Consider the following 23,088-nt stretch of genomic DNA (forward strand, 5'->3'; position numbering starts at 1 on the left):
CGCCTGATTCTCCTTTCTTCCGCTCTGGTCGGAAGAGGAAATCTCTCAAAGTTATTGGTACTTTTTAGTGCGCCGCGTGGGCTGCGCGTCTGCTGGCGAATCCGGCCAGACGTGTTTTGGATAACGTCCTTTCATCTCTTTTTGCACTTCCCGGTAGGCTCCGTTCCAGAAAGCGGTTAAATCACGCGTTATCTGTAGTGGCCGCTGTGCCGGGGAGAGCAGTTCCAGAACCAGTGGCACACGGCCTTCAGCAATTACTGGCGTCCGCGCTTCGCCAAACATCTCCTGCATACGAACAGCAAGAACTGGCGGGTTTTCATCATCATAGCGAATGGCTATCTGGCTGCCAGTCGGCACAGTGTAATGAGTTGGCAACGCACTATCCAGACGTGCACGTGCGTTCCAGTCGAGCAAATTGTGTAACGCACGTGTGACATCAATGTTTTTTAATGCCCGCAGCGAGTGTACACCATGCAGTTCAGGTAATAACCAGCTGTCTAAATCACGCAGCAAAGCATCGTCCGAAACATCAGGCCAGGCAAGTTCCGGCAACCATTTTGCCGCACATGCCAGGCGCAAACGAAACTGTTGCGCATGCGCTGACCAGTTCAATACCGACAGCCCTTTTTCGCGAATGCCATTGAGCATCGCTTGATGCAATTCGTCTTCGGAAGGTTTCGCCAGCGGCTGGACTTTCAGAATTAGCTTGCCAATCTGGCTGCGGCGAAACGCTTTTAAAGTGCCTTGCGTTTCGTCCCATTCCACGGAGTCGCTTTGCGTCAGCAACATCGGGCATTGCGCCGTCAGTGCGTCAATATCCAGCGGAATAGCCTGCAAGATTCGCGCATCAGGCGTGTTACTTCCCTGCAATAACAACGGTGCTAACAGCCATTCATAACGCGTTAAAGGATCGTCCTGATTAAGCATCGCCCCCATACCGTTGGCTAACTGGTAGCGACCATCCTGACCACGACGGCGAGCAATACGGTCGGGAAAAGCTTGCGCCAGTAACGGGGCGGCAAGAGCGAAATCCACTTCTCCACCACGGCTATTAAGCCGTTTGAGCAACTGAGCGCTGCGTTGTTGCCAGTTATCCTGGCGGCGGCTAAACGCGTTTCGTAAATCACTGTCCTGGCCACGTGGCGGCTCTTCCAGAATCGCGACAATACGTGCCGCCGTAGCTTGTTCATCAGGCGTTTTGGCGTTGACCAACACCGCAGCGAGGCGTGGATCGTTACCGAGATTCGCCATTTTTTGGCCAATGGGCGTGAGCCGGTGTTGTTCATCCAGCGCATTAAGCTGGCGTAGCAATGTTCGCGCAGCAGCAAGATTGACAGCAGGCGGCGTATCAAGCCAGGTCAGTTGCTGTGGGTCCTGACATCCCCATTGCAGCAAATCGAGTAACAAACCGGAGAGATCGCTTTGCAGGATTTCCGGCTCGCTTTGTGCAGCTGCGCGTTCTGCCTGTTCAGCGCTGGTCAGATGCAGGCAGATCCCCGCCTCCAGACGCCCCGCTCGCCCGGCGCGTTGGATCATCGACGCCTGGCTAATGCGCTGTGTGATAAGCCGCGTTAAGCCAGTGCGCACATCAAAGCGCGCCACCCGTTCTTGCGCGGTATCCACTACCAGGCGAATGCCTTCGATGGTGAGACTGGTTTCGGCAATGTTGGTCGCCAGCACCACTTTGCGCATGCCGTTTGCCGCCGGTAAAATCGCTTTACGCTGTTCGCTCAACGGTAATGCGCCGTATAACGGGCAAAGCTGAACGTCGCTCGCCACGCGCTCTTGCAGTTGCTGCCCAACTCGCTGGATTTCCCCCACGCCCGGTAAAAACAGCAGCAGCGATCCAGATTCTTCACGCAGCAAATTCGCCACGGCAATCGCCACCGCTTCATCAACACGAAGGTTTGTGGAAAGCGGGCTGTAACGGCGTTCCACAGGAAATGCGCGCCCTTGAGAACTGATAACCGGCGCGTCAGGCAAACACTGCTGGAGGCGCGAATTATCCAGCGTTGCCGACATAATCAGCAGTTTGAGATCGTCGCGTAGCCCTTGCTGCACATCCAGTAATAATGCCAGCGCCAGGTCGGCTTGCAGGCTGCGTTCGTGAAACTCATCGAGGATCACCAGCGTCACGCCTTCCAGCTCAGGATCGTGCTGGATCATGCGTGTCAGAATGCCCTCGGTGACCACTTCGAGTTGCGTATTTGGCCCGACGCAGGTTTCGGCACGCATTCGGTAACCGATGGTTTCACCCGGTTTTTCGCCTAATAATTCTGCAAGGCGCTGTGCGACGTTCCGTGCCGCCAGGCGGCGTGGCTCCAGCAACAGAATTCGACCGCCTAAATTGGCCTGCTGTAAAATCTGCAACGGCAGCCACGTCGATTTACCGGCACCTGTCGGCGCACTCAGTAAAACCTGCGGCGCGTTTTTCAATGCGCTAAGAATATCGGGCAGCACGGCAGCAACCGGTAATGACGACACAAACGGCTCCAAAAGGGTATGATGCAAAGTTCGCTAGTGTAGCATCACATGAATCTATACCCGAGAATCCACCATTACCGAGAGACCCACAATGGCTGAAACTCGCCGTCTGTTCTTTGTCCTCGAATTACCTGCAGAGGTACAAAAACAGATTATCCAGTGGCGCGCCACGCAGTTTCCTGAAGATGCTGGTCGCCCGGTTGCTGCGGCAAACTTACACCTGACGCTGGCCTTTTTGGGTGATATCAGCGCTGAAAAGCAAAAAGCACTCAGCCAGTTAGCCGGACGTATTCGCCAGCGCGGTTTTACCCTGACCATTGATGATGCCGGGCAGTGGCTGCGCTCGAATGTGGTGTGGATTGGCCCGCGCCATACGCCTTTGGGGCTGATTCAACTGGCAAATATGTTACGCTCCCAGGCAGCGCGCAGCGGCTGTTACCAAAGCCCGCAGCCGTTTCATCCACATATCACGATTTATCGTAACACTTCGCGTGCAGTCTCTATTCCGCCCCCTAATTTCCGCTGGCAATATCCGGTTGAAGAATTTGTGTTGTATGAGTCTGTTTTTAAACAAGGGCGAACGCGTTACCTGGAATTACAACGCTGGACATTAAGTAATAAGGAAGAGTGAATGGAATTTTCTCCGCCGTTGCAGCAGGCCACGTTAATCAAACGCTACAAACGTTTTCTGGCTGATGTCATCACACCTTCCGGTGAAGAGTTAACGCTTCATTGCCCAAATACCGGCGCAATGACCGGTTGTGCCACACCTGGCGACACCGTCTGGTATTCCACTTCGGATAACCCGACGCGCAAATACCCTCACACATGGGAAATGACGCAGACACAGAACGGGGAGTTTATTTGCGTAAATACCCTGCGGGCGAATGCCGTGGCTAAAGAAGCGTTAGAAAAAGAAATTATTTCGGAATTAACCGGTTACAGCACAATTAAAAGCGAAGTAAAGTACGGCGCCGAACGCAGCCGTATTGATTTTATGTTGCAGGCAGGTTGCAAAGTTAACTGCTATATTGAAGTGAAATCAGTCACGTTATCACAACAAGGTTGTGGCTATTTCCCGGATGCAGTAAGCCTGCGTGGCCAGAAGCATTTACGGGAATTGATGAACGTGGTTTTGCAGGGCGAACGCGCGGTGCTGCTGTTTACAGTGTTGCATTCGGCTATTACTCAAGTCTCCCCGGCACGCCACATCGATGCAAAATACGCGCAATTGTTATCCGAGGCGCAACAGTGTGGAGTAGAAATTATTGCCTGGAAGGCCGAACTTTCGGACAAAGGCCTGACTCTAACCTCGCCGTTGCCTGTCCTTCTATAATTTTTACTTAATAAAAGAGCAGTTAACGTTTGTCTGTTTTGTATGCTGGTGGCTCGCGTAAATACGCTTTTCTTCACAGGCTTGTCAAGAGAGGAATTTATATAATTGCCATCCTGAAAAGCATCTGCTATTTATAGCGGCCTGATTTTCCCCCTACCAGGGGACCGATAGTGCGTGTTAAGGAGAAACAACATGCAAGAAGGGCAAAAGCGTAAAACATCGTCCCTGAGTATCCTCGCCATCGCTGGGGTGGAGCCATATCAGGAGAAAGCGGGCGAAGAATATATGAACGAAGCCCAGCTGTCGCACTTCAAGCTAATTCTTGAAGCCTGGCGTAGCCAACTTATGGATGAAGTTGATCGCACGGTGACGCATATGCAGGATGAAGCAGCAAACTTCCCGGACCCGGTAGACCGTGCAGCCCAGGAAGAAGAATTCAGCCTCGAACTGCGTAACCGTGACAGGGAACGTAAACTGATCAAGAAAATCGAGAAGACTCTTAAGAAAGTAGAAGACGAAGATTTCGGCTACTGCGAATCTTGTGGCGTTGAAATCGGCATCCGCCGTCTCGAAGCTCGCCCGACAGCTGATTTGTGCATTGACTGTAAAACGTTGGCAGAAATTCGCGAAAAACAAATGGCTGGCTAACAGCCCGCAATTTCAGCACGTACCCAAAATAATTCGCGTTGCAGGAAGGCGACCAGACCGTAAGTCCCCAGGAGCATAGATAGCTATGTGACCGGGGCGAACGGGTGCAGCCAACGCACCTGCAACTTGAAGTATGACGGGTATACTTTCAAAGGCGGGAGACTCTCCCGCCTTATTCATTTCTGACCTGTCACAAAACTGATGACCACATCTCGCTACATTGGCCGCTTTGCCCCTTCGCCTTCAGGTGAACTCCACTTTGGTTCGCTGATTGCCGCACTAGGCAGCTACCTACAAGCACGCGCGCAACGCGGCCTTTGGCTGGTGCGTATTGAAGATATCGACCCGCCTCGTGAAGTTCCTGGCGCTGCCACAACGATATTGCAACAATTAGAACATTACGGTTTGCACTGGGATGGTGAGGTTTTGTGGCAATCCCAACGGCACGAAGCCTATCGTGAAGCGCTCTCTTTCTTGCAACAACAAGGTTTGAGTTATTACTGCACTTGCACCCGCAGCCGTATTCAGCAAATTGGCGGTTACTACGATGGCCATTGCCGCACCCTGAATCATGGGCCAGAAAATGCGGCACTACGATTTGTACAGCATCATCCGGTATTAAGCTTTGAAGATAAGCTACGCGGGAAGCTAATTGCCGATGAAAATCTGGCGCGCGAAGATTTTATCATTCACCGCCGCGATGGGTTATTTGCCTATAATCTTGCTGTAGTAGTGGACGATAATTATCAGGGCGTAAGCGAAATTGTCCGCGGTGCAGATTTAATTGAGCCTACGGTGCGACAAATTTCTCTGTATCAACAGTTTGGCTGGACAGTACCTGATTACGTTCATTTACCGCTGGTGCTCAACGAAAATGGCGCCAAGTTATCGAAGCAAAATCACGCGCCAGCCCTGGCTCAGGGCGATCCGCGTCCGGTTATTCATGCCGCGCTGACGTTTTTGAACCAACCAGTAATTGCTGGCTGGCAAGATTTGAAGCTGAGCGAATTACTCTGTCTGGCGGTGCAAAATTGGTCGCTGCCGGCTGTTGTGCCAGGCTCTTCGTGAATACATCATTCTCAAATGCCGCACACTGAGCTATGATTAGCCGCTGTTTTTTTTGTCCCTATGATTGACACTGCCGAGGTGTACTATTTTTACCCGAGTCGCTAATTTTTGCCGCAAGGTGCTTAACCGCGATGACGTCGTGGTCGAGGAGAATGAAGATCTCCCGCAAATCACGGTGATTCCGCGTGACCAGCACGCTCTGTCCCGCAAAGATATCAGTGAAAATGCCCTCAAGGTACTCTATCGTCTGAACAAAGCAGGCTACGAGGCTTACCTCGTGGGTGGCGGTGTCCGTGACCTGTTGCTCGGCAAACAGCCGAAAGACTTTGATGTCACTACCAGCGCCACACCGGATCAAGTGCGTAAACTGTTCCGCAATTGCCGCCTGGTTGGCCGTCGCTTCCGCCTGGCTCATGTGATGTTTGGGCCGGAAATCATCGAAGTTGCCACTTTCCGTGGTCACCACGAAGAGCAAAAGTCTGATAAACAGACTTCCCAGACTGGCCAGAACGGGATGCTGTTGCGCGATAACATCTTTGGTTCAATCGAAGAAGATGCTCAGCGCCGTGATTTCACCATCAACAGCCTCTATTACAGCGTGGCTGATTTCTCAGTTCGCGATTATGTCGGTGGCCTGCGTGATTTACGCAATGGCGTTATCCGTTTAATCGGCGATCCTGAAACGCGCTATCGCGAAGACCCGGTGCGCATGCTGCGTGCGGTGCGCTTTGCTGCCAAACTGAATATGACGATTAGCCCGGAAACTGGCGAGCCTATTCCGCGTTTAGCCACCTTGATTAATGATGTCCCTCCAGCCCGTTTGTTTGAAGAATCGCTGAAACTTCTGCAAGCCGGCCATGGATATGACACTTACGAATTGCTGCGTGAATATCAGCTGTTCCAGCCGTTATTCCCGACCATCACTCGCTACTTCACCGAACAAGGTGACAGCCCGATGGAGCGCATGATCACTCAGGTGCTGAAGAATACCGATAACCGCATTCATAACGATATGCGCGTTAATCCGGCCTTCTTGTTCTCCGCCATTTTCTGGTATCCGCAACTGGAGATGGCTCAAAAGCTGACTCAGGAAAGCGGCCTTGCCTATATGGACGCCTTCGCATTAGCAATGAACGAAGTGCTTGATGAAGCCTGCCGTGCGCTGGCGATTCCAAAACGCATTACCACGCTGGTTCGTGATATCTGGGGCTTGCAGCTTCGTCTGTCACGCCGCCAGGGCAAACGCGCCTGGAAGCTGATGGAGCATCCTAAGTTCCGAGCGGCGTATGATTTGCTGGCACTGCGTGCTGAAGTGGAAAACAACCAGGAATTACAACGCCTGACCAAATGGTGGGGTGAATTCCAGGTGGCTGCTCCACCGGCGCAAAAAGATATGCTTGATGTGTTAGGTGATGAGCCTGCGGTTCGCCGCCGCCATCGTCGCCCGCGTAAGCGTGCACCACGCAGCGGTGGAAGTGCATGACGCTTGCGTATATCGCGCTAGGCAGCAACCAGGCGTCGCCGCTTGAGCAAGTGACTCATGCGCTCGACGCCATTGCAGCCATCCCGCAAAGCCGGGTGGTTGCCATCTCCTCTTTCTATCGCACCCCGCCGCTCGGCCCGCAAGACCAACCCGATTACCTGAATGCTGCTGTCGCACTGGAAACTGAACTGTCTCCCGAAACATTACTGGCCCATACTCAACGTATAGAGCTGGAACACGGACGAGTGCGCAAAGCTGAACGCTGGGGGCCACGCACGCTTGATCTCGACATGATGCTGTTCGGTAATCTGACTATTGCCACATCAACGCTGACAGTGCCGCATTACGATATGAAAAACCGCGCTTTTATGTTGGTTCCATTGCTGGAAATTGCGCCTGACTGCGCGTTCCCCGAAGGCCTGCCAGTCGCGAAAGTTTTAGAAAACCTCTCCCAGGATGGGATTACTTTTTGGTAACCACGGACGCGTTCATTTAATCAATATCATTCCTCACCGGGACTGCCATGAAACCAATCACTATGTCTCAGTTGCGCCAATGGAAACAGGCTCAACGCAAGTTCGCCACCATCACCGCTTACGATTTCAGCTTTGCCAAACTGTTTGCCGAAGAAGGCATTGGCGTGATGCTGGTTGGCGATTCATTAGGGATGACCGTTCAAGGCCACGACTCCACGCTGCCAGTCACCGTAGAAGATATTGCCTACCACACTCGCGCAGTACGCCGTGGCGCGCCGAATTGCCTGTTGCTGGCAGACCTGCCGTTTATGGCTTATGCCACCCCGGAACAAGCTTTTGCTAACTCCGCTGAAGTGATGCGCGCTGGTGCCAACATGGTCAAAATCGAAGGCGGTCGCTGGCTGGTCGAAACCGTCAAAATGCTGACCGAACGTGCCGTGCCGGTCTGCGGGCATTTGGGCCTGACGCCGCAATCCGTGAACATCTTTGGTGGTTATAAAATCCAGGGCCGTGATGAAGCTGCCGCACAAACGTTGTTTGACGATGCCGTGGCGCTCGAAGCCGCAGGCGCTCAATTGTTAGTACTGGAATGCGTACCGGTTGTGCTGGCAAAACGCATTACCGACGCGCTGACGATCCCGGTTATTGGTATTGGCGCGGGCAATGTCACTGACGGGCAAATTCTGGTGATGCACGATGCCTTCGGTATTACCGGCGGTCACATTCCAAAATTCGCTAAAAACTTCCTCACCGGAACCGGCGACATGCGTGCTGCGGTGCGTCTGTACATCAACGAAGTTGAGTCCGGCATCTATCCAGGTGAAGAACATAGTTTCCACTGACAGGAGAAGGGTTGTGTTGATTATCGAAACGATACCGCTGTTACGTCAGCAGATTCGCCGTTGGCGCCAGGAAGGTAAACGCATCGCATTGGTTCCGACCATGGGCAACCTGCATGACGGGCATATGAAGCTGGTCGACGATGCGAAAAGCCGCGCCGATGTCGTTATCACCACCATTTTTGTGAATCCGATGCAGTTTGACCGCCCGGATGACTTAACGCGCTATCCACGTACGTTGCAGGAAGATTGCGAGAAGCTAAACCGCCGCAAAGTGGATTTGGTATTTGCGCCGGCACCTGGCGATATTTTCCCGAAAGGCCTGGATTCCCAGACCTTCGTCGAAGTGCCTGGGCTGTCAAGCATGCTTGAAGGTGCCAGCCGTCCAGGGCATTTCCGTGGTGTTTCTACCATCGTCAGCAAGCTGTTTAACATGGTGCAACCTGACATCGCCTGCTTTGGTGAGAAAGACTTCCAGCAGCTGGCGTTAATTCGCAAGATGGTGGCGGACATGGGTTACGACATCGAGATAGTTGGCGTGCCAACGGTGCGTGCGAAAGATGGCCTGGCGCTGAGTTCACGCAATGGTTATCTGAGTGCAGAACAACGCAAAATCGCACCGGGTCTGCATAAAGTGATGCAGTCTCTGGCCGATAAGCTGCGTGCTGGCGAGCGTGATACTGAAGAAATGTTAGCGATTGCCGCGACCGAGCTGAATGAAAAAGGTTTCCGTTCAGACGACCTGCAAATCCGCGATGCGGATAGCTTGCTGGAGCTGGATGCTGAGAGCAAACGTGCTGTCGTGTTAATGGCTGCATGGCTTGGCCAGGCGCGTTTAATCGATAATGTTCAGGTCGAGCTCACACAGTAGACAGCCTGGCAAAATCGGGCAATACTGCCCAACTCAATTCCGGCGGCAAGCTCTGAGTTTACCGCTTAAGCAACCCAATAGTGACGAAGGTTTAAGCTATGATACGCACCATGCTGCAAGGCAAACTTCACCGTGTCAAAGTGACGCAGGCGGATTTGCACTATGAAGGTTCCTGCGCCATCGATCAGGACTTCCTTGAGGCGGCTGGCATTCTGGAATATGAAGCCATTGATATTTATAACGTCACCAACGGTAAGCGTTTTTCAACTTACGCAATTGCTGGCGAACGGGGTTCCAAAATCATTTCCGTTAATGGTGCCGCCGCGCACTGTGCTGATGTTGGCGACATTCTGATTATCGCCACTTATGTGACGATGCCAGATGAGCAAGCACGTAGCTGGCAACCGAAGGTAGCTTATTTCGATGGCGACAACGAAATGAAGCGCCTCGCGAAAGCTGTGCCGGTGCAGGTAGCGTAATCATTAAGGATTTGTAGGTCGGGTAAGCGAAGCGTCACCCGACATAATTGATGCATTTGGTGGATGACGCTTTCGCTTATCCACCCTACAAAACCATTATACCTTTCAAGACTGCGGCTGGTTACTAATCAACCGCGACATCGTTTCCAGCGAATCCGTCCGCAGAATATAAAGCCGCTTTAACAAAAACGGATTATCCCCCGGCTTCACCTTCCCACGCACCGTTGTCACCGCCATATGGAATCCCGCATCGTTCGCCGCTTTCACAGCCTTATCGTTATATCCACCAAACGGATACGACAGGTACAAAACATGCGGATTAAACTGCGCAAGGGCGCGTCTTGAGTGTTCAAAATCAAGCAGGATATTACGATAGCTACGACGTAACAGTGTCGGCTGGCGATTAGCGTCAACGCGATGCAGGAAATGGGTATGCGACTGAACATCAAACACATCCTGGCTGGCCTGCAATTCCGAAATACTCATAAATTGCAGTGCCTTCGGGTTCCAGAGTTGCGGGTGCGCTTTAATACGTGACGAAATGATAAATGAGGTTGCCTTAAAGCCGTACTGTTTGAGAATTGGGTATGCATAGCGATAAACCGATTTCAGTCCGTCATCAAAGGTAATCACCACCGCACGTGCTGGCATATTCATCCGGTTACGCACATAACCTTCAAGTTGATACATCGTCAGCGTGGTATAGCCCATATCGCGCAGCCAGGTCATCTGGTTGTTGAAGGCCACCACCGAAGTCGTGGTTGAGGTATGACGGAAGCGAGTGTTCTCTTCATCACGCAAAATATGGTGATAAGTCAGCACCGGAATGCCGTTATCGGGCTGCGCATCAAGGCTGCTGACATACCCGAGGCGGTTACCAATGCGGATTTGATACCAAGTTTGATTGAGGTGGTCTTTTAAGCTGGCAATAATCGGGTAACGCAAATTGTCTGCCAGCGTACCGAACTGAGCACTACCGCTGCTCGGTGCGTTATATACCGTGATATCGCGGAAGGTGACCAGATTCTGGTTGCTCAACGGTTTGTGCAAATCACCCAGACGGTCTTCAACACGTTGTTTTCCTGCTACCGATTCAAGGTGTGTTTTATCAATAAACCCGGTGCCAAAACCAAAATTGAACTCGTAATAATCTGCCGCAGTAGGCACTACGGCCAGGATTTGCCCTTCCTGAATGTTACCGACAGAAATGACTTTATCCCCCACCTGTGCCCAAATATCAGCATCTTCTGTGGTTTGCATATATTGCGCGGGAGTGTGATGGCTACTGAGCAGGCTGGCATTGGCGCTACTGCCACCAATCAGCATCAGCACGGTAAAGAAAAGGCGAGTTAGCATAACAAGTTTGATAACACTGGGTGTCTCAATGGCGAGAAGAAGCGGTTATTCTAACAAAAGTCCACTCAATACCAACCTTTCCGCTCAATATTGGTGGAGTAACACAAACGGTGGGTTTTTCTGCTGCTGATGCCAAAGGCTGGTGACGTCACCCCCGCCATGCTCAACAATAAGTTCACGGAATGCTTCGCCAGTTTGTGTTTCACGGTGCGCACGCATCGCAAACAGCAGCGGCAGTGTGACGCCTGAAATCACTTCACAATGGGGATGCTGGTGGCTAATCAGTGCCGCAGTACGGTAAGGAGCCGCGCCAGTAATATCCGTCAGAAAGATCACGCCATCACCAGAATCACAATTGTACAACGCATCACACATCATACGGCTGAGCATATTGGTGCTAAGCCCTTGCCAGTAATTTACCGCACAGCATTGCGGCTGTGGGCCAAAACGTCGCTCAATCGCATCGAGCATATCCTGAGCATAATAGTCATGACCGGCAATAACCCAACCCAACATGGCCTTCTCCTTTTTGCGGAGCGACAGTGTGCCAGAGCGAAAAATAAGCACCCTGATGCTAATCAAAACTGGGTAAGAAAGAAGGATGTTTACCTCCCCTTGCGGGGAGGTCAGATTGCTGACAAAGGTCACTGAACAGGTTTTGTAGGGTGGATAAGCGATAGCGCCATCCACCATTTACGCCAGTGATGTCGGATGACGCTATCGCTTATCCGACCTACGAAAGAGCTTTGTCATCAGTCTCTTAGCTACGTAGACCACGGCCACGCTGAATCAGATACCAGCACAGAATGTAGAAGGCCAGAATAAAGCCCACCAGCACGGCAACGGTAAACAGCAACGGGACATCGTTAATGCCGAGGAAACCATAACGGAAGCCGCTGATCATATACACCACCGGGTTAAGGTGAGACAGCGCTTTCCAGAATGGAGGCAGCAATGAAAGAGAGTAAAACACGCCACCTAAATAGGTCAGCGGGGTCAGCACGAAGGTTGGGATCAGGCTGATATCGTCAAATGTTTTAGCAAACACCGCGTTCAACAAACCGGCCAGCGAGAACAGAATCGCCGTCAACAGCAGAGTTAACGCAACAAACAGCCATGAATGCACCTGGAACGGCACAAAGAACAGCGACACAGCGGTAACCAGAATACCAACACACAAGCCACGCGCCACACCACCACCAACATAACCGGCGATAATAATATGCGTCGGCACCGGCGCCACCAGTAGTTCTTCAATGTTGCGCTGGAATTTAGCGCTAAAGAAAGAGGAAGCAACGTTGGCATAAGAGTTGGTGATCACCGCCATCATGATCAAACCCGGCACGATGAACTGCATGTAGGTAAAACCATGCATTGAGCCGATTTGCGAGCCAATCAAATTACCAAAAATGATGAAATACAAGGTCATAGTGATGACCGGTGGGACGAGAGTTTGTATCCAGATACGCGTGAAACGGTGGACTTCTTTGGTCCAGATACTTTTTAACGCCACCCAATAGAGATGCATCATGCCTGGTCTCCTTTATGACCGTTAACCAGCGTGACAAACAGCTCTTCAAGACGGTTAGCTTTGTTACGCATACTTAGTACCTGAACCCCTTGAGAACTTAACTGGCTAAACACGCTGTTGATTCCCTGTTCGCGCAGCACTTCTACTTCCAGGGTGGAAGTATCAACCAGGCGATATTGGTAACCATCCAGCTGCGGAAGTGGGCTTTTAGGCGCAAGATCGAGGATAAACGTTTCTGACTTCAGCTTTGAAAGCAGTGATTTCATGGAGGTATTTTCAACCAACTCGCCATTTTGAATAATACCGATGTTGCGGCACAGCATTTCTGCTTCTTCAAGATAGTGAGTGGTCAAAATGATAGTAGTGCCTTTGTCGTTTAAATCCTTCAGGAAACCCCACATAGAACGGCGCAGCTCGATGTCGACGCCCGCGGTGGGTTCATCAAGGATCAGCAATTTTGGTTCGTGCATTAAGGCACGGGCAATCATTAAACGGCGCTTCATGCCACCAGATAACATACGCGCACGTTCGTTGCGTTTTTCCCACAGATCGAGCTGTTTCAGGTACTTTTCGCTACGTGCGATGGCATCAGCTCGTTCAACACCATAATAGCCCGCCTGATGAACGACAATTTGCTGCACGGTTTCAAACGGGTTGAAGTTAAATTCCTGCGGCACCAACCCGAGCTGACGTTTAGCGTTAACCACGTCTTTTTCCAGGTCGTATCCAAACACACGCACCCGGCCAGAGGTTTTATTAACCAGCGAGCTAATAATCCCGATGGTGGTGGATTTTCCTGCGCCGTTCGGCCCCAGCAGAGCATAAAAATCCCCTGCTTCAACACGAAGATCTATGCCGCGCAGCGCCTGAACACCGCCGGGATAGGTTTTCGTTAACTGTTCCAGCTCTAATGCAATAGTCATGGATATACGGTTACCTTGTCCGGTACAAAAAAAATTATGCCGTTTAAAAATTATTTCAGTTGCCCTATATTACCTCAACGCACTTCTTCCGTTACAGGTTGTTAACCTCCATGAAAGACATTGATACCCTCATCAGCAATAACCAGGTCTGGTCAAAACTGATGGAGGACGAAGACCCGGGCTTTTTTGAACGTTTGTCTCAGGCCCAAAAACCGCGCTTCTTGTGGATCGGCTGTTCTGATAGTCGCGTACCCGCTGAGCGTCTGACCGGCCTTGAGCCTGGCGAATTATTTGTTCACCGTAACGTGGCAAACCTGGTCATTCATACGGATCTAAATTGCCTTTCTGTAGTGCAGTACGCCGTTGATGTTCTTGAAGTTGAACACATTATTATTTGCGGCCACTACGGATGCGGCGGCGTACAAGCAGCGGTTGAGAACCCAGATTTAGGGCTTATCAACAACTGGCTGCTGCACATCCGCGATATCTGGTTCAAGCATAGTTCGCTGTTGGGAGAACTCCCACCAGAGCAACGTCTGGATACGCTTTGCGAGCTGAATGTCATGGAACAGGTTTATAACCTCGGCCATTCCACCATTATGCAATCAGCATGGAAACGCGGGCAGAAAGTCACAGTACATGGCTGGGCTTACGGGATTCATGATGGTCGCCTGCGCGATTTAGAAGTCACCGCCACTAGCCGTGAATCGCTGGAAAAAGGTTACCGCAGCGGAATTTCGAATCTGCAAAACTCCCATCGCAGCCACAAGAATAGAACACCTTCGCAGTAACTCAGATAGCAAAAAGGGCCTTAAAGGCCCTTTTTATTTATCGGTGATTGGGCGTTTGCTCAACTTATTCGTCTAACAAAACCACTTTACCGACGTATGGCAGATGGCGATAACGCTGAGCGTAGTCAATGCCATAACCCACCACGAACTCGTCAGGAATGGCGAAACCAACCCACTCCACGTTCACGTCCACTTCGCGGCGCTCTGGTTTATCCAACAGCGTACAAATGGCCAGTGATTTTGGCTCACGCAGGCTCAGAATTTCGCGCACTTTGCTCAGCGTATTACCAGAATCGATAATATCTTCGACGATCAGCACGTCTTTGCCGCGAATATCTTCATCGAGGTCTTTGAGGATTTTCACATCGCGGGTGGTGGACATGCCGCTGCCATAACTGGATGCGGTCATAAAATCGACTTCGTGGGGCACTTGAACTTCACGGCACAAGTCAGCCATAAACATAAATGAGCCACGCAGCAAGCCAACCAGCACCATATCACTACCGCTATCACGATAATGTTCAGTGATCTCACGACCCAATTCAGCGATACGGGCTTTGATCTCCGCTTCGGGGATCATCACTTCAACAGTATGTTTCATAGTTATAACCATATGATTTAAAAATAAATCATTCGATGTCGATTAAATTTCAACCAACACAAAATATTCAGGCCAGCAGTATACCAGCAAAACACATTCGCATGCGCTATCAGTAAAAAAGCCATTTATGTGATGAATATCACGTTTGTTAATAACTATAATGAATTGCTATCAAATTTTTAAGAGCGTGATAATTGTGAAAACAAATAACTCCGGTTCGCGAGTCATCGCAACCTTAACAGTCCTGTTTGCGGTATTAACTGGGCTGTATTTACTCATTGGCGGGATATGGTTAGTGGCAATTGGTGGGTCATGGTATTACCCGATTGCCGGGGTGGTGATGTTAATCACCGCAGTGTTACTTTGGCAACGTAAAGCGCTGGCGCTGGGGATTTACGCCGCATTACTGCTTTGCACCGTGGCGTGGGGTGTCTGGGAAGTAGGTTTCGACTTCTGGGCATTAACACCACGTTTAGACGTACTGTTCTTCTTCGGCGTATGGCTGCTGCTGCCGTTCGTTTATCGTCATCTGACTCTGCCTTCTTCGGGTGCCGCAGCAGCACTTGGCGCGGTGCTGGCAATTACCGTGGTGGTATTGGCCTGGGCCGTGTTTAACGATCCCCAAGAAATCAACGGTACGCTCAGTGCGGATGCACAGGCTCCTGTGGCAGCAAGTTCCGCAATTCCTGATGCCGACTGGCCTGCATATGGCCGCAATCAGGAAGGACAGCGCTACTCTCCTCTAAAACAGATCAACGATAAAAATGTCGGTCAGCTTAAAGAAGCGTGGACTTTCCAGACTGGCGATGTGAAGCGCCCAACCGATCCGGGTGAAATCACTAACGAAGTCACCCCGATTAAAGTCCGCGATACGCTGTACCTGTGTACCGCTCACCAGCAACTGTTCGCGCTGGATGCGGCAACCGGTAAGCAGAAGTGGAAATTCGATCCGCGTCTGGATACCAATCCTTCGTTCCAGCATGTGACCTGCCGTGGTGTTTCCTACCACGAAGCAACGGCTGATAACGCGAGTGCGGATGCGGTTTCTGACTGCCCTCGTCGAATCATTCTTCCAGTGAATGATGGCCGTCTGTTTGCGATTAATGCCGATAACGGCCAGCTTTGCGAAAGCTTTGCTAACAAAGGCATTCTGAACCTGCAAACCAACATGCCGGTGACCACTCCAGGGATGTATGAACCGACATCACCACCGATTATCACCGATAAAGTGATCGTGATTGCCGGTGCAGTGACCGATAACTACTCCACTCGCGAGCCGTCTGGCGTGATCCGTGGTTTTGATGTCAACAGCGGCAAACTGCTGTGGGCATTCGACCCGGGAGCCAAAGACCCGAATACAATTCCAGGCGACGAGCACCATTTCAGCCTTAACTCGCCGAACTCCTGGGCACCTGCGGCCTATGACGCGAAGCTGGATTTAGTGTATCTGCCGATGGGTGTCACCACGCCAGATATTTGGGGTGGCAACCGCACACCGGAACAAGAGCGTTTTGCCAGCAGCATCGTGGCGCTGAACGCGACCACCGGCAAACTGGTGTGGTCTTATCAAACGGTGCACCACGACCTGTGGGATATGGACATGCCGTCGCAGCCAACGCTTGCCGATATTACCGTTAAAGGCGAAACCGTTCCGGTTATCTACGCGCCTGCGAAAACCGGCAACATCTTTGTGCTCGACCGTCGTGACGGTAAACTGGTTGTTCCGGCTCCGGAAAAACCAGTTCCACAAGGTGCGGCGAAAGGTGACTACGTGACGCCAACTCAGCCATTCTCGGATTTGAGTTTCCGTCCGAAGAAAGACCTGAGCGGTGCCGATATGTGGGGTGCGACCCTTTACGATCAAATGGTCTGCCGCATTATCTTCCACAACCTACGTTATGAAGGCATCTTCACGCCGCCTTCTGAGCAAGGCACGCTGGTGTTCCCGGGGAACCTGGGGATGTTCGAATGGGGTGGGATTTCAGTCGACCCTAACCGTCAGGTGGCGATTGCCAACCCAATGGCACTGCCGTTTGTTTCTAAACTGATGCCACGCGGGCCAGGTAACCCGATGGAGCCGCCAAAAGATGCTAAAGGCAGTGGTTCTGAATCCGGCATTCAGCCGCAGTACGGCGTACCATTTGGCGTGACGCTGAACCCGTTCCTTTCTCCGTTCGGCTTGCCGTGTAAGCAACCGGCCTGGGGTTACATCTCTGCGGTAGATTTGAAAACCAACGAAGTGGTGTGGAAAAAACGTATCGGGACAGTGCGCGACAGTTCGCCGCTTCCGCTGCCGTTTAAAATGGGGATGCCAATGCTGGGCGGCCCAATTTCTACCGCCGGGAATGTGTTGTTCATTGGCGCAACCGCAGATAACTACCTGCGTGCTTATAACATGAGCAACGGTGAAAAACTGTGGGAAGCGCGTCTGCCAGCCGGTGGCCAGGCAACGCCGATGACCTATGAAGTGAATGGCAAGCAGTACGTGGTGATTTCTGCAGGTGGCCACGGATCCTTCGGGACGAAGATGGGCGATTACATCGTCGCTTACGCTTTACCGGACGTTAAATAAACCAATATCTCCCGGCAGGCAACCTGCCGGGAGATAATTTTATTCATAGGAGATAGTAAAAACAGCCTGCGAGGTAAAAGAACCCGGTCGGGTAGATTTACCATTTTTCTCTAATTGTGCGGTCAGATTTATAGTCGTTGAGCCAGTCATTGATACACTAAAGGTAGAAGAGCCATCCGGGACGACCGTTGAACTGCCGTTCTTAATTCGTAATGCTACGCCGGTGCTACCACTGGAAGTCGTCGTGGTATTTTTTAATAACTGGCTGCTATCTTCCCTGGAATTAGTATTAAGTTTGACCTTAACTTTTGTACCCACGCACTGAGTCATTTTAAGTGAAAAAGGTACGGGGTCCTTTCTATTCAAGTCATCCATATCATATTCACCAAGCGCTAGTGTATTTCCGCTAACGTTGGTACCTGCGACAACCGCAGTGCTACAGGTAGGAAAACTGTTTAGAAGATTAATACTAATTGCACTATTAGTAAGCACGTCCGTATTAAAATCACTCATTTGTAACGTCGTTAATCTTCCTGCTATTGGATGCGCAACCGTCTGGCCTGGAGCCCATTTGTAGTCAGGAGTTTGATAAATCCTCATGTAAATTCCATAGGTTTGACTATCTCTATCCCATGGGTACGATTCGCTGCCGAGATGCCCCCAGTTATTAGTTGCTCCAAGTGGCAAAGTCTGGTTGTTTCTTATACCGCCATCGCATCCATTACTTGTGTGGGCGCGACATATTATGGCCACCTCATAGACGATACCTGGAATAGTGGTTCTAAAGAAAGTTGAATAATTATTACTACCACCTGAGTCACCGGTATTGGTATCTTTAATGACAACATTCTGCGCATTGCCTGATATTTGATTAAAATACAGATACCCCCTGCCATTATAACAGTCAGTTTTAATAGCACTAGTCTCAGTAAGTGATATCCAACTTGGCGTCAGTCTCACATAGGGCGCATTATTGACACCTGCAAACTGATATACAGAAATAGCCGCCGAAGGTATTGTCACTGAATAAGGCGATTCAAATTGACAAAATGTTGCGGCGATACCAGGTGTACTGAATAAAGTATAAAATGAAGACATTATCAGCAGTAATATTCTAACAACAGGTAGAATTTTCAGACATTGCAGGTTAATCATAAATTACACTCACCATAATATTCGAAGCCACTCTTCCAGCTGAAACGACTCCCGTATTCTGGTAACGGGCATAAAAGAGATAATCTGTTAAATACTCTGAAGATGTTTGATCCTGCACGTCATAAATAACATCGGAACTACCATCGCTCTTCAAGACATTGGTATTTGTCAGCGCAGAGAAAATGACAACACCAACGTTCTCCGCACCGCCTGACGAAGGGGAAGCTTCATTAATAAAGACTTGTTTTGACTGCGCAGGAAATTGTTCCGAAACGGGTTTAAACTGAAAATGAAGGCGGTTTGCCTCACCCTGAACCCAGTCAACGCAGTCATCAACTGTAATTTTAAAAGGTTGCCCACCTGCAGCATCTGTAGGAGACAACGGCGCTGGAGGATTGCCGCGTGGTGAAAAATAATCCCGACTCACCGTCGGCAAATGCACACTGCCATTATTTTCTACCGTCACATTACAGGTATTATTAATTATGTTGGCGTTGATATTCATATCCACACCAGCCTCGCACGCTAAAGAGGTGCCACTTGCTAAAATGAATAGTGCCAGGTACCTAAAAATAGCTCCACGAGACCGGTGGAATATCATAACCAAACCTTATTTGTAAGTGATAACAAAAGTAATCGGGACTTGGAAGGTACCGGCAGTAACCTCGTCAATTGAGCGCTCATTCCCAATCACCATTCTGGCATTCATAGCAACATCAAGCGTACTTCCAGAAATAGCAAGTTCCTGAGGGATGGAACGATCTTTACAGCTAAATTCTGTACCGCTGTCCGGCAGACCGCGCCATATCTCAACGGCAGTTGCTGCCGCAGTGCCCGTATAATTTGGATATGAGGTTCCATCGCCATTTAGGCCAGAGCACCCCCCGCCGCTAATTTGTGTGCTCACCATGGCACTCTTGACCCCAGAACAGCCGCTAAACGCTAACTTAAAATTCTCGACACGAGCCTTCGTCTGTAAATCAGATTTAAATACATCGCCGAAAGAAATAGTTGACGTAGCCGCTCCTGCACTATCCTTTATTTGAGCATTGCAAGTCCCCGCTTCTACAGTCGAGGTAAATGTTGCAGTCACACTATCCGTACCCGTAATAGCGTAAGCGGATGATATGGAAAATAGACTTGCAAACAGAGATAAGAAATAGATTTTTAGATTTATATTCTTCATGATCGCACTCCTTGATCTGAGCGAGAAAAATTATTCATAAGTGAAGTTAAATATTGCAGTGGCATTAAAAGCACCCGTTGTGACCTTCGTGGCATCCGTAGGCACAAGCTTTGCTAACAAATTAACTTTCTTAGCAGCTATTTCACTGGTAGTCCAAACCAAACGCTTAGCATCTACCGTTGAGTTAATAGTGAATGCCTCGCCACCTGAAGCTCTCGCTACTGAAACCCCAAGATAATCTGCCTTGTCAGTACTTGTAATACCATTGATGATTAATGTAGGGACAATTCCAGATTGAGTGCCAGTTATAGTGGTTTTTATTACTGCCAGGCTCGATGGGCATGTCACGATATCCAGTGAAAAGGGAACCGAAACGCTGGCGTCACCGGATAATATCTTATCTAAAGATGTTTTCCCTGAATTACCAATGGCAATAGTATTATTTTGATTATTTCCCGTGCCACCGGTAATGCGCATATCACACGTAGTTTCCCGAATATTCGCAGTAAAATTGACAGTCAGATCTGTAGCATAAATGTTACTGGATAATATTCCACATGAAACACATAGTAATTTTGCTATCGATGAATTTAACCTCATTGAACTCCTCCTTGATTATAATAAATAACTACCTATTATTAATTCACATGACAACTTTGGTTAGTTAATACCGTGGTTAAACCGATTGTTTGCGCATTCGCAGGGATCTGATAATTTACTGTGCATTGTTCTTCAGACTTGTTTCCCCAGCGAATCGTTAATCGTCCTGCGTCATTAATACCCCTGACAAACGCACGTCCCGCCTGGCCCACGCTACCTACAACATTATTATTTTCATCATAGACATCAGCCCCCAACGGAATAAAACCTTTATCATTACGAATGAGTTCAAGAAGTACCGAGCGCCCCTCTTCAGTGGCAAAATCAACACGCACGACAGCACCATCACGCGGAATAGCAGTGGTACTGGTGTTCATAATTGCCACATCATTTTCCAGAGTATCAATATTCAGCCCAATGGTATTTTCACGATATGGCGAAAGATAAGGCACCACCGCGTAACCCTGCCCATCGATTTCTCCATCACCGTTGGTCATTTTTGCGCCTTTCGCCCCTTTGGCTTTTACCAAAGCGATCGTACTTGTTGTGCCTATGTTTCCGGGTGAAAAGGTTATTCCACCTGAATGAATAACGACACCACCGCTATTGCCAAATGAAGCTTGTTGTCCACTGTGATCATTGATAGAAGCAGACACGCTTATAGGCCCATAGGCACTATTGTAACTGCCATAACCACCAATCTGAGTTAAATCCTGAGACTCCGACAATGTTGAAGATGCATTCACACTATAGTTATAGCGGTTGTCTGCAGAATTACCCGATGCAGAAACATCAGCCTGAGAATTCCCTTTAAAATCACTGCTGATGGAAGCATTCATGTTATTGAACCCTCCTTTGCGAATATCATGTCCGGGTAGATTACCAAACGGAATACTTAAACCTATATACGCACGGTCATCTTCTTCACCATTGACGTTATAAGCACGCTGCAACGAGAGATTATAGCTCACCCAGCTAAATGAATTGCTATAACCAAATGAATACTGTGACGTTGTTTTACTATTATTCCAGTAATCTTCCCAACTCCCGGTTAAATAAACGGAACCGTAGTTATTATCTCCGGCTTGCAGCAGTTGGTTGATACTCACCTGGACTTGGTTTTTCTGTCGATCAAAATTGTTCCAGCTGTTTTCATTTCCATCAGCATTATTAGTACTATCGATATCATTATTTAAACTACTTGCATCACTTAAACTAAGGTAGTCCGTCGTTGAGAACCGATATGCGGTAACGTTGAACGAGGTATCGGTCATTTCCAGCAGTTTACTAAATGTAAGACGATAGCTCTGCCCCTGCAGTGTTCCAACAGTTTCGATATCCGCCTGCGACTGTGTCACATCTAATGCTATTGCGCCGAAAGAAGTATTTACCGCCACGCCGAGTAAAGCAGCGAAATAATCAGTATCCGTGAATTCAATACCGGTGTAGCCGGTTAAAAGATTATTGATCCCATAATATCCGGAAGCCACAACGACTTTAGGTTTGTTACCGGGAGTCTCATCATTGAGTTCACCCAGGCCAAAATCCCAACGCGCAGTACCCGGACGCAACATTTGAGTAACCGAAGAGAAGGGGATAGAAAAGCTACGTTTGCTACCATCGGCCTCTTCAACGGTTACATCAAGATCGCTACCAGAACCCGATGGATTCAGGTCATCGATAGCGAAGGGGCCTGGCGGTACAGTGGTTTCGTAAATGGTATTGCCACTCTGGCGCACGGTAACCTTGGCATTGCTGTTAGCCACCCCGCGTACTACTGGTACATAGCTTTCTTCCCCACCAGGTTGCATACGGGTATCGCTGTATAAACGGATCCCTCGCAAACTCACTGAATCGAAAGTATCCCCGCTGGTAAAGGTATCACCGATAACAAACTGAGATTTCAGTGACGGAATATCACGCTGGACATAAATATCCTGGCTTTCATATCCGCTGCCATTATCTTTCGACCAATTAGCCGAACCACGAGATCGAAAACGCCATGCCCCCAGGTTCACACCATAATTAAGACCCATATAAGCGCTTTGAGCCATGTCGCCATCATTGTTGGAGGTATATGCATTCAGATCGTAAGAGAGCATGGCCGCGTTGACGCCGCTATCCCACAAAGAAGGATCGATATACCCTTTTGGGCGCTTAAGAACATATATTTGTGGCAACGAAATATCCAGTCGTTGCTCTTCGCTGGCAAAGCTGACATGAGAACCAGAATAAATTGCACTTAAGTCGTAACAGGTCGCCTGCTCGGAGGAAGCATCCTCTTCTTCCGCAACAAACTTAATAGTAGAGGTGTCTATTCCTAACTGAGACAATAGCAACTGAGTAATACAGGGTGAAGCAATATCAGTACCATTGGCTTTGAATGTGATTTTCCCATTATATTTTGCAGCGTTATTAACATATACTACAACACTGTAAACGCCAGGTAATACCGGGTTCCCGTGAGAGAAACGGCTGACATCCACCTTGCCACTGCTGTCTGTGTTAAAGAGAAATTGATCGTTGAACTCAACACCGTCTTCTGAAGAAGATATTTGTTCGTGATTCTCTTCCGCATAAATAGGTACCGATAATAAAGTACCTATTAAAAATAACGGACTATAGTATCTCGTTAAGCCACGCACGATAGCACACATCCATATTATGATAAACCAGGCCCACCTGAAAA

21 protein-coding genes and 1 pseudogene are annotated in these 23,088 nt (G+C 49.5%); 11 read left to right on the plus strand and 11 right to left on the minus strand.

Features of this window, described 5'->3' with window-relative positions; translation table 11 throughout:
* Window positions 1-51: 51 nt before the first annotated feature.
* Window positions 52-2,484 (minus strand): ATP-dependent helicase HrpB, encoded by a 2,433-nt coding sequence (gene hrpB / locus EC843_RS23110; protein ID WP_133523119.1) that lies wholly within the window; start codon window positions 2,482-2,484, stop codon window positions 52-54.
* Window positions 2,485-2,575: 91 nt separating this feature from the next.
* Here hrpB and thpR point away from each other — a divergent pair, with 91 nt between their 5' ends.
* The 9 genes and pseudogenes from thpR (at window position 2,576) to panD (ending at window position 9,684) form a co-directional block, all read left to right on the plus strand.
* A complete protein-coding gene (thpR, locus tag EC843_RS23115) occupies window positions 2,576-3,115 on the plus strand; it encodes an RNA 2',3'-cyclic phosphodiesterase (protein ID WP_133523120.1) in 540 nt (179 codons plus the stop codon).
* Window positions 3,116-3,820, plus strand: a complete 705-nt coding sequence (gene sfsA / locus EC843_RS23120) for a DNA/RNA nuclease SfsA (protein WP_064539827.1) — start codon at window positions 3,116-3,118, stop codon at window positions 3,818-3,820.
* A 192-nt stretch (window positions 3,821-4,012) separates the two neighbouring features.
* Window positions 4,013-4,468 (plus strand): RNA polymerase-binding protein DksA, encoded by a 456-nt coding sequence (dksA, locus tag EC843_RS23130; protein ID WP_034493443.1) that lies wholly within the window; start codon window positions 4,013-4,015, stop codon window positions 4,466-4,468.
* A 201-nt stretch (window positions 4,469-4,669) separates the two neighbouring features.
* Window positions 4,670-5,565: pseudogene (gluQRS, locus tag EC843_RS23135) on the plus strand (tRNA glutamyl-Q(34) synthetase GluQRS).
* Between the two features lie 56 nt (window positions 5,566-5,621).
* Window positions 5,622-7,019, plus strand: a complete 1,398-nt coding sequence (gene pcnB, locus EC843_RS23140) for a polynucleotide adenylyltransferase PcnB (RefSeq protein ID WP_208111337.1) — start codon at window positions 5,622-5,624, stop codon at window positions 7,017-7,019.
* Window positions 7,016-7,495, plus strand: coding sequence for a 2-amino-4-hydroxy-6-hydroxymethyldihydropteridine diphosphokinase (gene folK / locus EC843_RS23145; RefSeq protein WP_064539834.1), 480 nt, complete (start codon window positions 7,016-7,018; stop codon window positions 7,493-7,495). The genes pcnB and folK overlap by 4 nt, the downstream gene beginning before the upstream one ends.
* A 47-nt stretch (window positions 7,496-7,542) precedes the next feature.
* Window positions 7,543-8,337: a 3-methyl-2-oxobutanoate hydroxymethyltransferase gene (gene panB, locus EC843_RS23150; RefSeq protein ID WP_133523121.1), complete on the plus strand. Its 795-nt coding sequence runs from the start codon at window positions 7,543-7,545 to the stop codon at window positions 8,335-8,337.
* A gap of 13 nt (window positions 8,338-8,350) precedes the next feature.
* A complete protein-coding gene (panC, locus tag EC843_RS23155) occupies window positions 8,351-9,205 on the plus strand; it encodes a pantoate--beta-alanine ligase (protein ID WP_133523122.1) in 855 nt (284 codons plus the stop codon).
* 98 nt (window positions 9,206-9,303) lie between these two features.
* Window positions 9,304-9,684, plus strand: coding sequence for an aspartate 1-decarboxylase (gene panD / locus EC843_RS23160; RefSeq protein ID WP_034493438.1), 381 nt, complete (start codon window positions 9,304-9,306; stop codon window positions 9,682-9,684).
* A gap of 105 nt (window positions 9,685-9,789) precedes the next feature.
* Here the strand turns inward: panD and EC843_RS23165 are convergent, their stop codons facing one another.
* The 4 genes from EC843_RS23165 to EC843_RS23180 form a co-directional block, all read right to left on the minus strand.
* Window positions 9,790-11,040, minus strand: a complete 1,251-nt coding sequence (locus tag EC843_RS23165) for a polysaccharide deacetylase family protein (protein WP_133523123.1) — start codon at window positions 11,038-11,040, stop codon at window positions 9,790-9,792.
* A gap of 84 nt (window positions 11,041-11,124) precedes the next feature.
* Complete coding sequence (locus tag EC843_RS23170; RefSeq protein WP_064539843.1) at window positions 11,125-11,556, minus strand: PTS sugar transporter subunit IIA; 432 nt, start codon at window positions 11,554-11,556, stop codon at window positions 11,125-11,127.
* A 244-nt stretch (window positions 11,557-11,800) separates the two neighbouring features.
* Window positions 11,801-12,571 carry an ABC transporter permease gene (locus EC843_RS23175; protein WP_064539845.1) on the minus strand — a complete coding sequence of 257 codons (771 nt, stop codon included), beginning with the start codon at window positions 12,569-12,571 and terminating at the stop codon, window positions 11,801-11,803.
* Window positions 12,568-13,494, minus strand: a complete 927-nt coding sequence (locus EC843_RS23180) for an ABC transporter ATP-binding protein (protein ID WP_121814287.1) — start codon at window positions 13,492-13,494, stop codon at window positions 12,568-12,570. The genes EC843_RS23175 and EC843_RS23180 overlap by 4 nt, the downstream gene beginning before the upstream one ends.
* A gap of 110 nt (window positions 13,495-13,604) precedes the next feature.
* On the opposite strand from EC843_RS23180, the gene can reads away from it, so the two are divergent.
* Window positions 13,605-14,285, plus strand: a complete 681-nt coding sequence (can, locus tag EC843_RS23185) for a carbonate dehydratase (protein ID WP_064539851.1) — start codon at window positions 13,605-13,607, stop codon at window positions 14,283-14,285.
* Between the two features lie 64 nt (window positions 14,286-14,349).
* On the opposite strand, the gene hpt is transcribed toward can, so the two are convergent.
* Entirely contained in the window at window positions 14,350-14,886 is a 537-nt protein-coding gene (gene hpt / locus EC843_RS23190) for a hypoxanthine phosphoribosyltransferase (protein ID WP_034460899.1), read from the minus strand.
* 193 nt (window positions 14,887-15,079) lie between these two features.
* On the opposite strand from hpt, the gene EC843_RS23195 reads away from it, so the two are divergent.
* Window positions 15,080-17,458 (plus strand): glucose/quinate/shikimate family membrane-bound PQQ-dependent dehydrogenase, encoded by a 2,379-nt coding sequence (locus EC843_RS23195; RefSeq protein ID WP_133523130.1) that lies wholly within the window; start codon window positions 15,080-15,082, stop codon window positions 17,456-17,458.
* A gap of 39 nt (window positions 17,459-17,497) precedes the next feature.
* On the opposite strand, the gene EC843_RS23200 is transcribed toward EC843_RS23195, so the two are convergent.
* The 5 genes from EC843_RS23200 to EC843_RS23220 all read right to left on the minus strand — a co-directional run bounded on the left by EC843_RS23200 (window position 17,498) and on the right by EC843_RS23220 (window position 23,044).
* Entirely contained in the window at window positions 17,498-18,613 is a 1,116-nt protein-coding gene (locus EC843_RS23200) for a fimbrial protein (RefSeq protein ID WP_133523124.1), read from the minus strand.
* On the minus strand, window positions 18,606-19,118 hold the full coding sequence (locus EC843_RS23205; protein WP_237929867.1) for a fimbrial-like protein: 513 nt from the start codon (window positions 19,116-19,118) through the stop codon (window positions 18,606-18,608). The genes EC843_RS23200 and EC843_RS23205 overlap by 8 nt, the downstream gene beginning before the upstream one ends.
* 105 nt (window positions 19,119-19,223) lie before the next feature.
* The gene (locus tag EC843_RS23210) at window positions 19,224-19,799 is read right to left on the minus strand and encodes a fimbrial protein (protein ID WP_133523126.1); all 576 of its coding nucleotides are present in this window, start codon (window positions 19,797-19,799) and stop codon (window positions 19,224-19,226) included.
* Window positions 19,800-19,829: 30 nt separating this feature from the next.
* Window positions 19,830-20,399 (minus strand): fimbrial protein, encoded by a 570-nt coding sequence (locus tag EC843_RS23215; RefSeq protein WP_064539860.1) that lies wholly within the window; start codon window positions 20,397-20,399, stop codon window positions 19,830-19,832.
* Window positions 20,400-20,437: 38 nt separating this feature from the next.
* Window positions 20,438-23,044, minus strand: a complete 2,607-nt coding sequence (locus EC843_RS23220) for an outer membrane usher protein (RefSeq protein ID WP_166642092.1) — start codon at window positions 23,042-23,044, stop codon at window positions 20,438-20,440.
* Window positions 23,045-23,088 lie beyond the last annotated feature (44 nt).

This window comes from Buttiauxella sp. JUb87, from assembly GCF_004361975.1.
GTDB lineage: Bacteria > Pseudomonadota > Gammaproteobacteria > Enterobacterales > Enterobacteriaceae > Buttiauxella > Buttiauxella ferragutiae.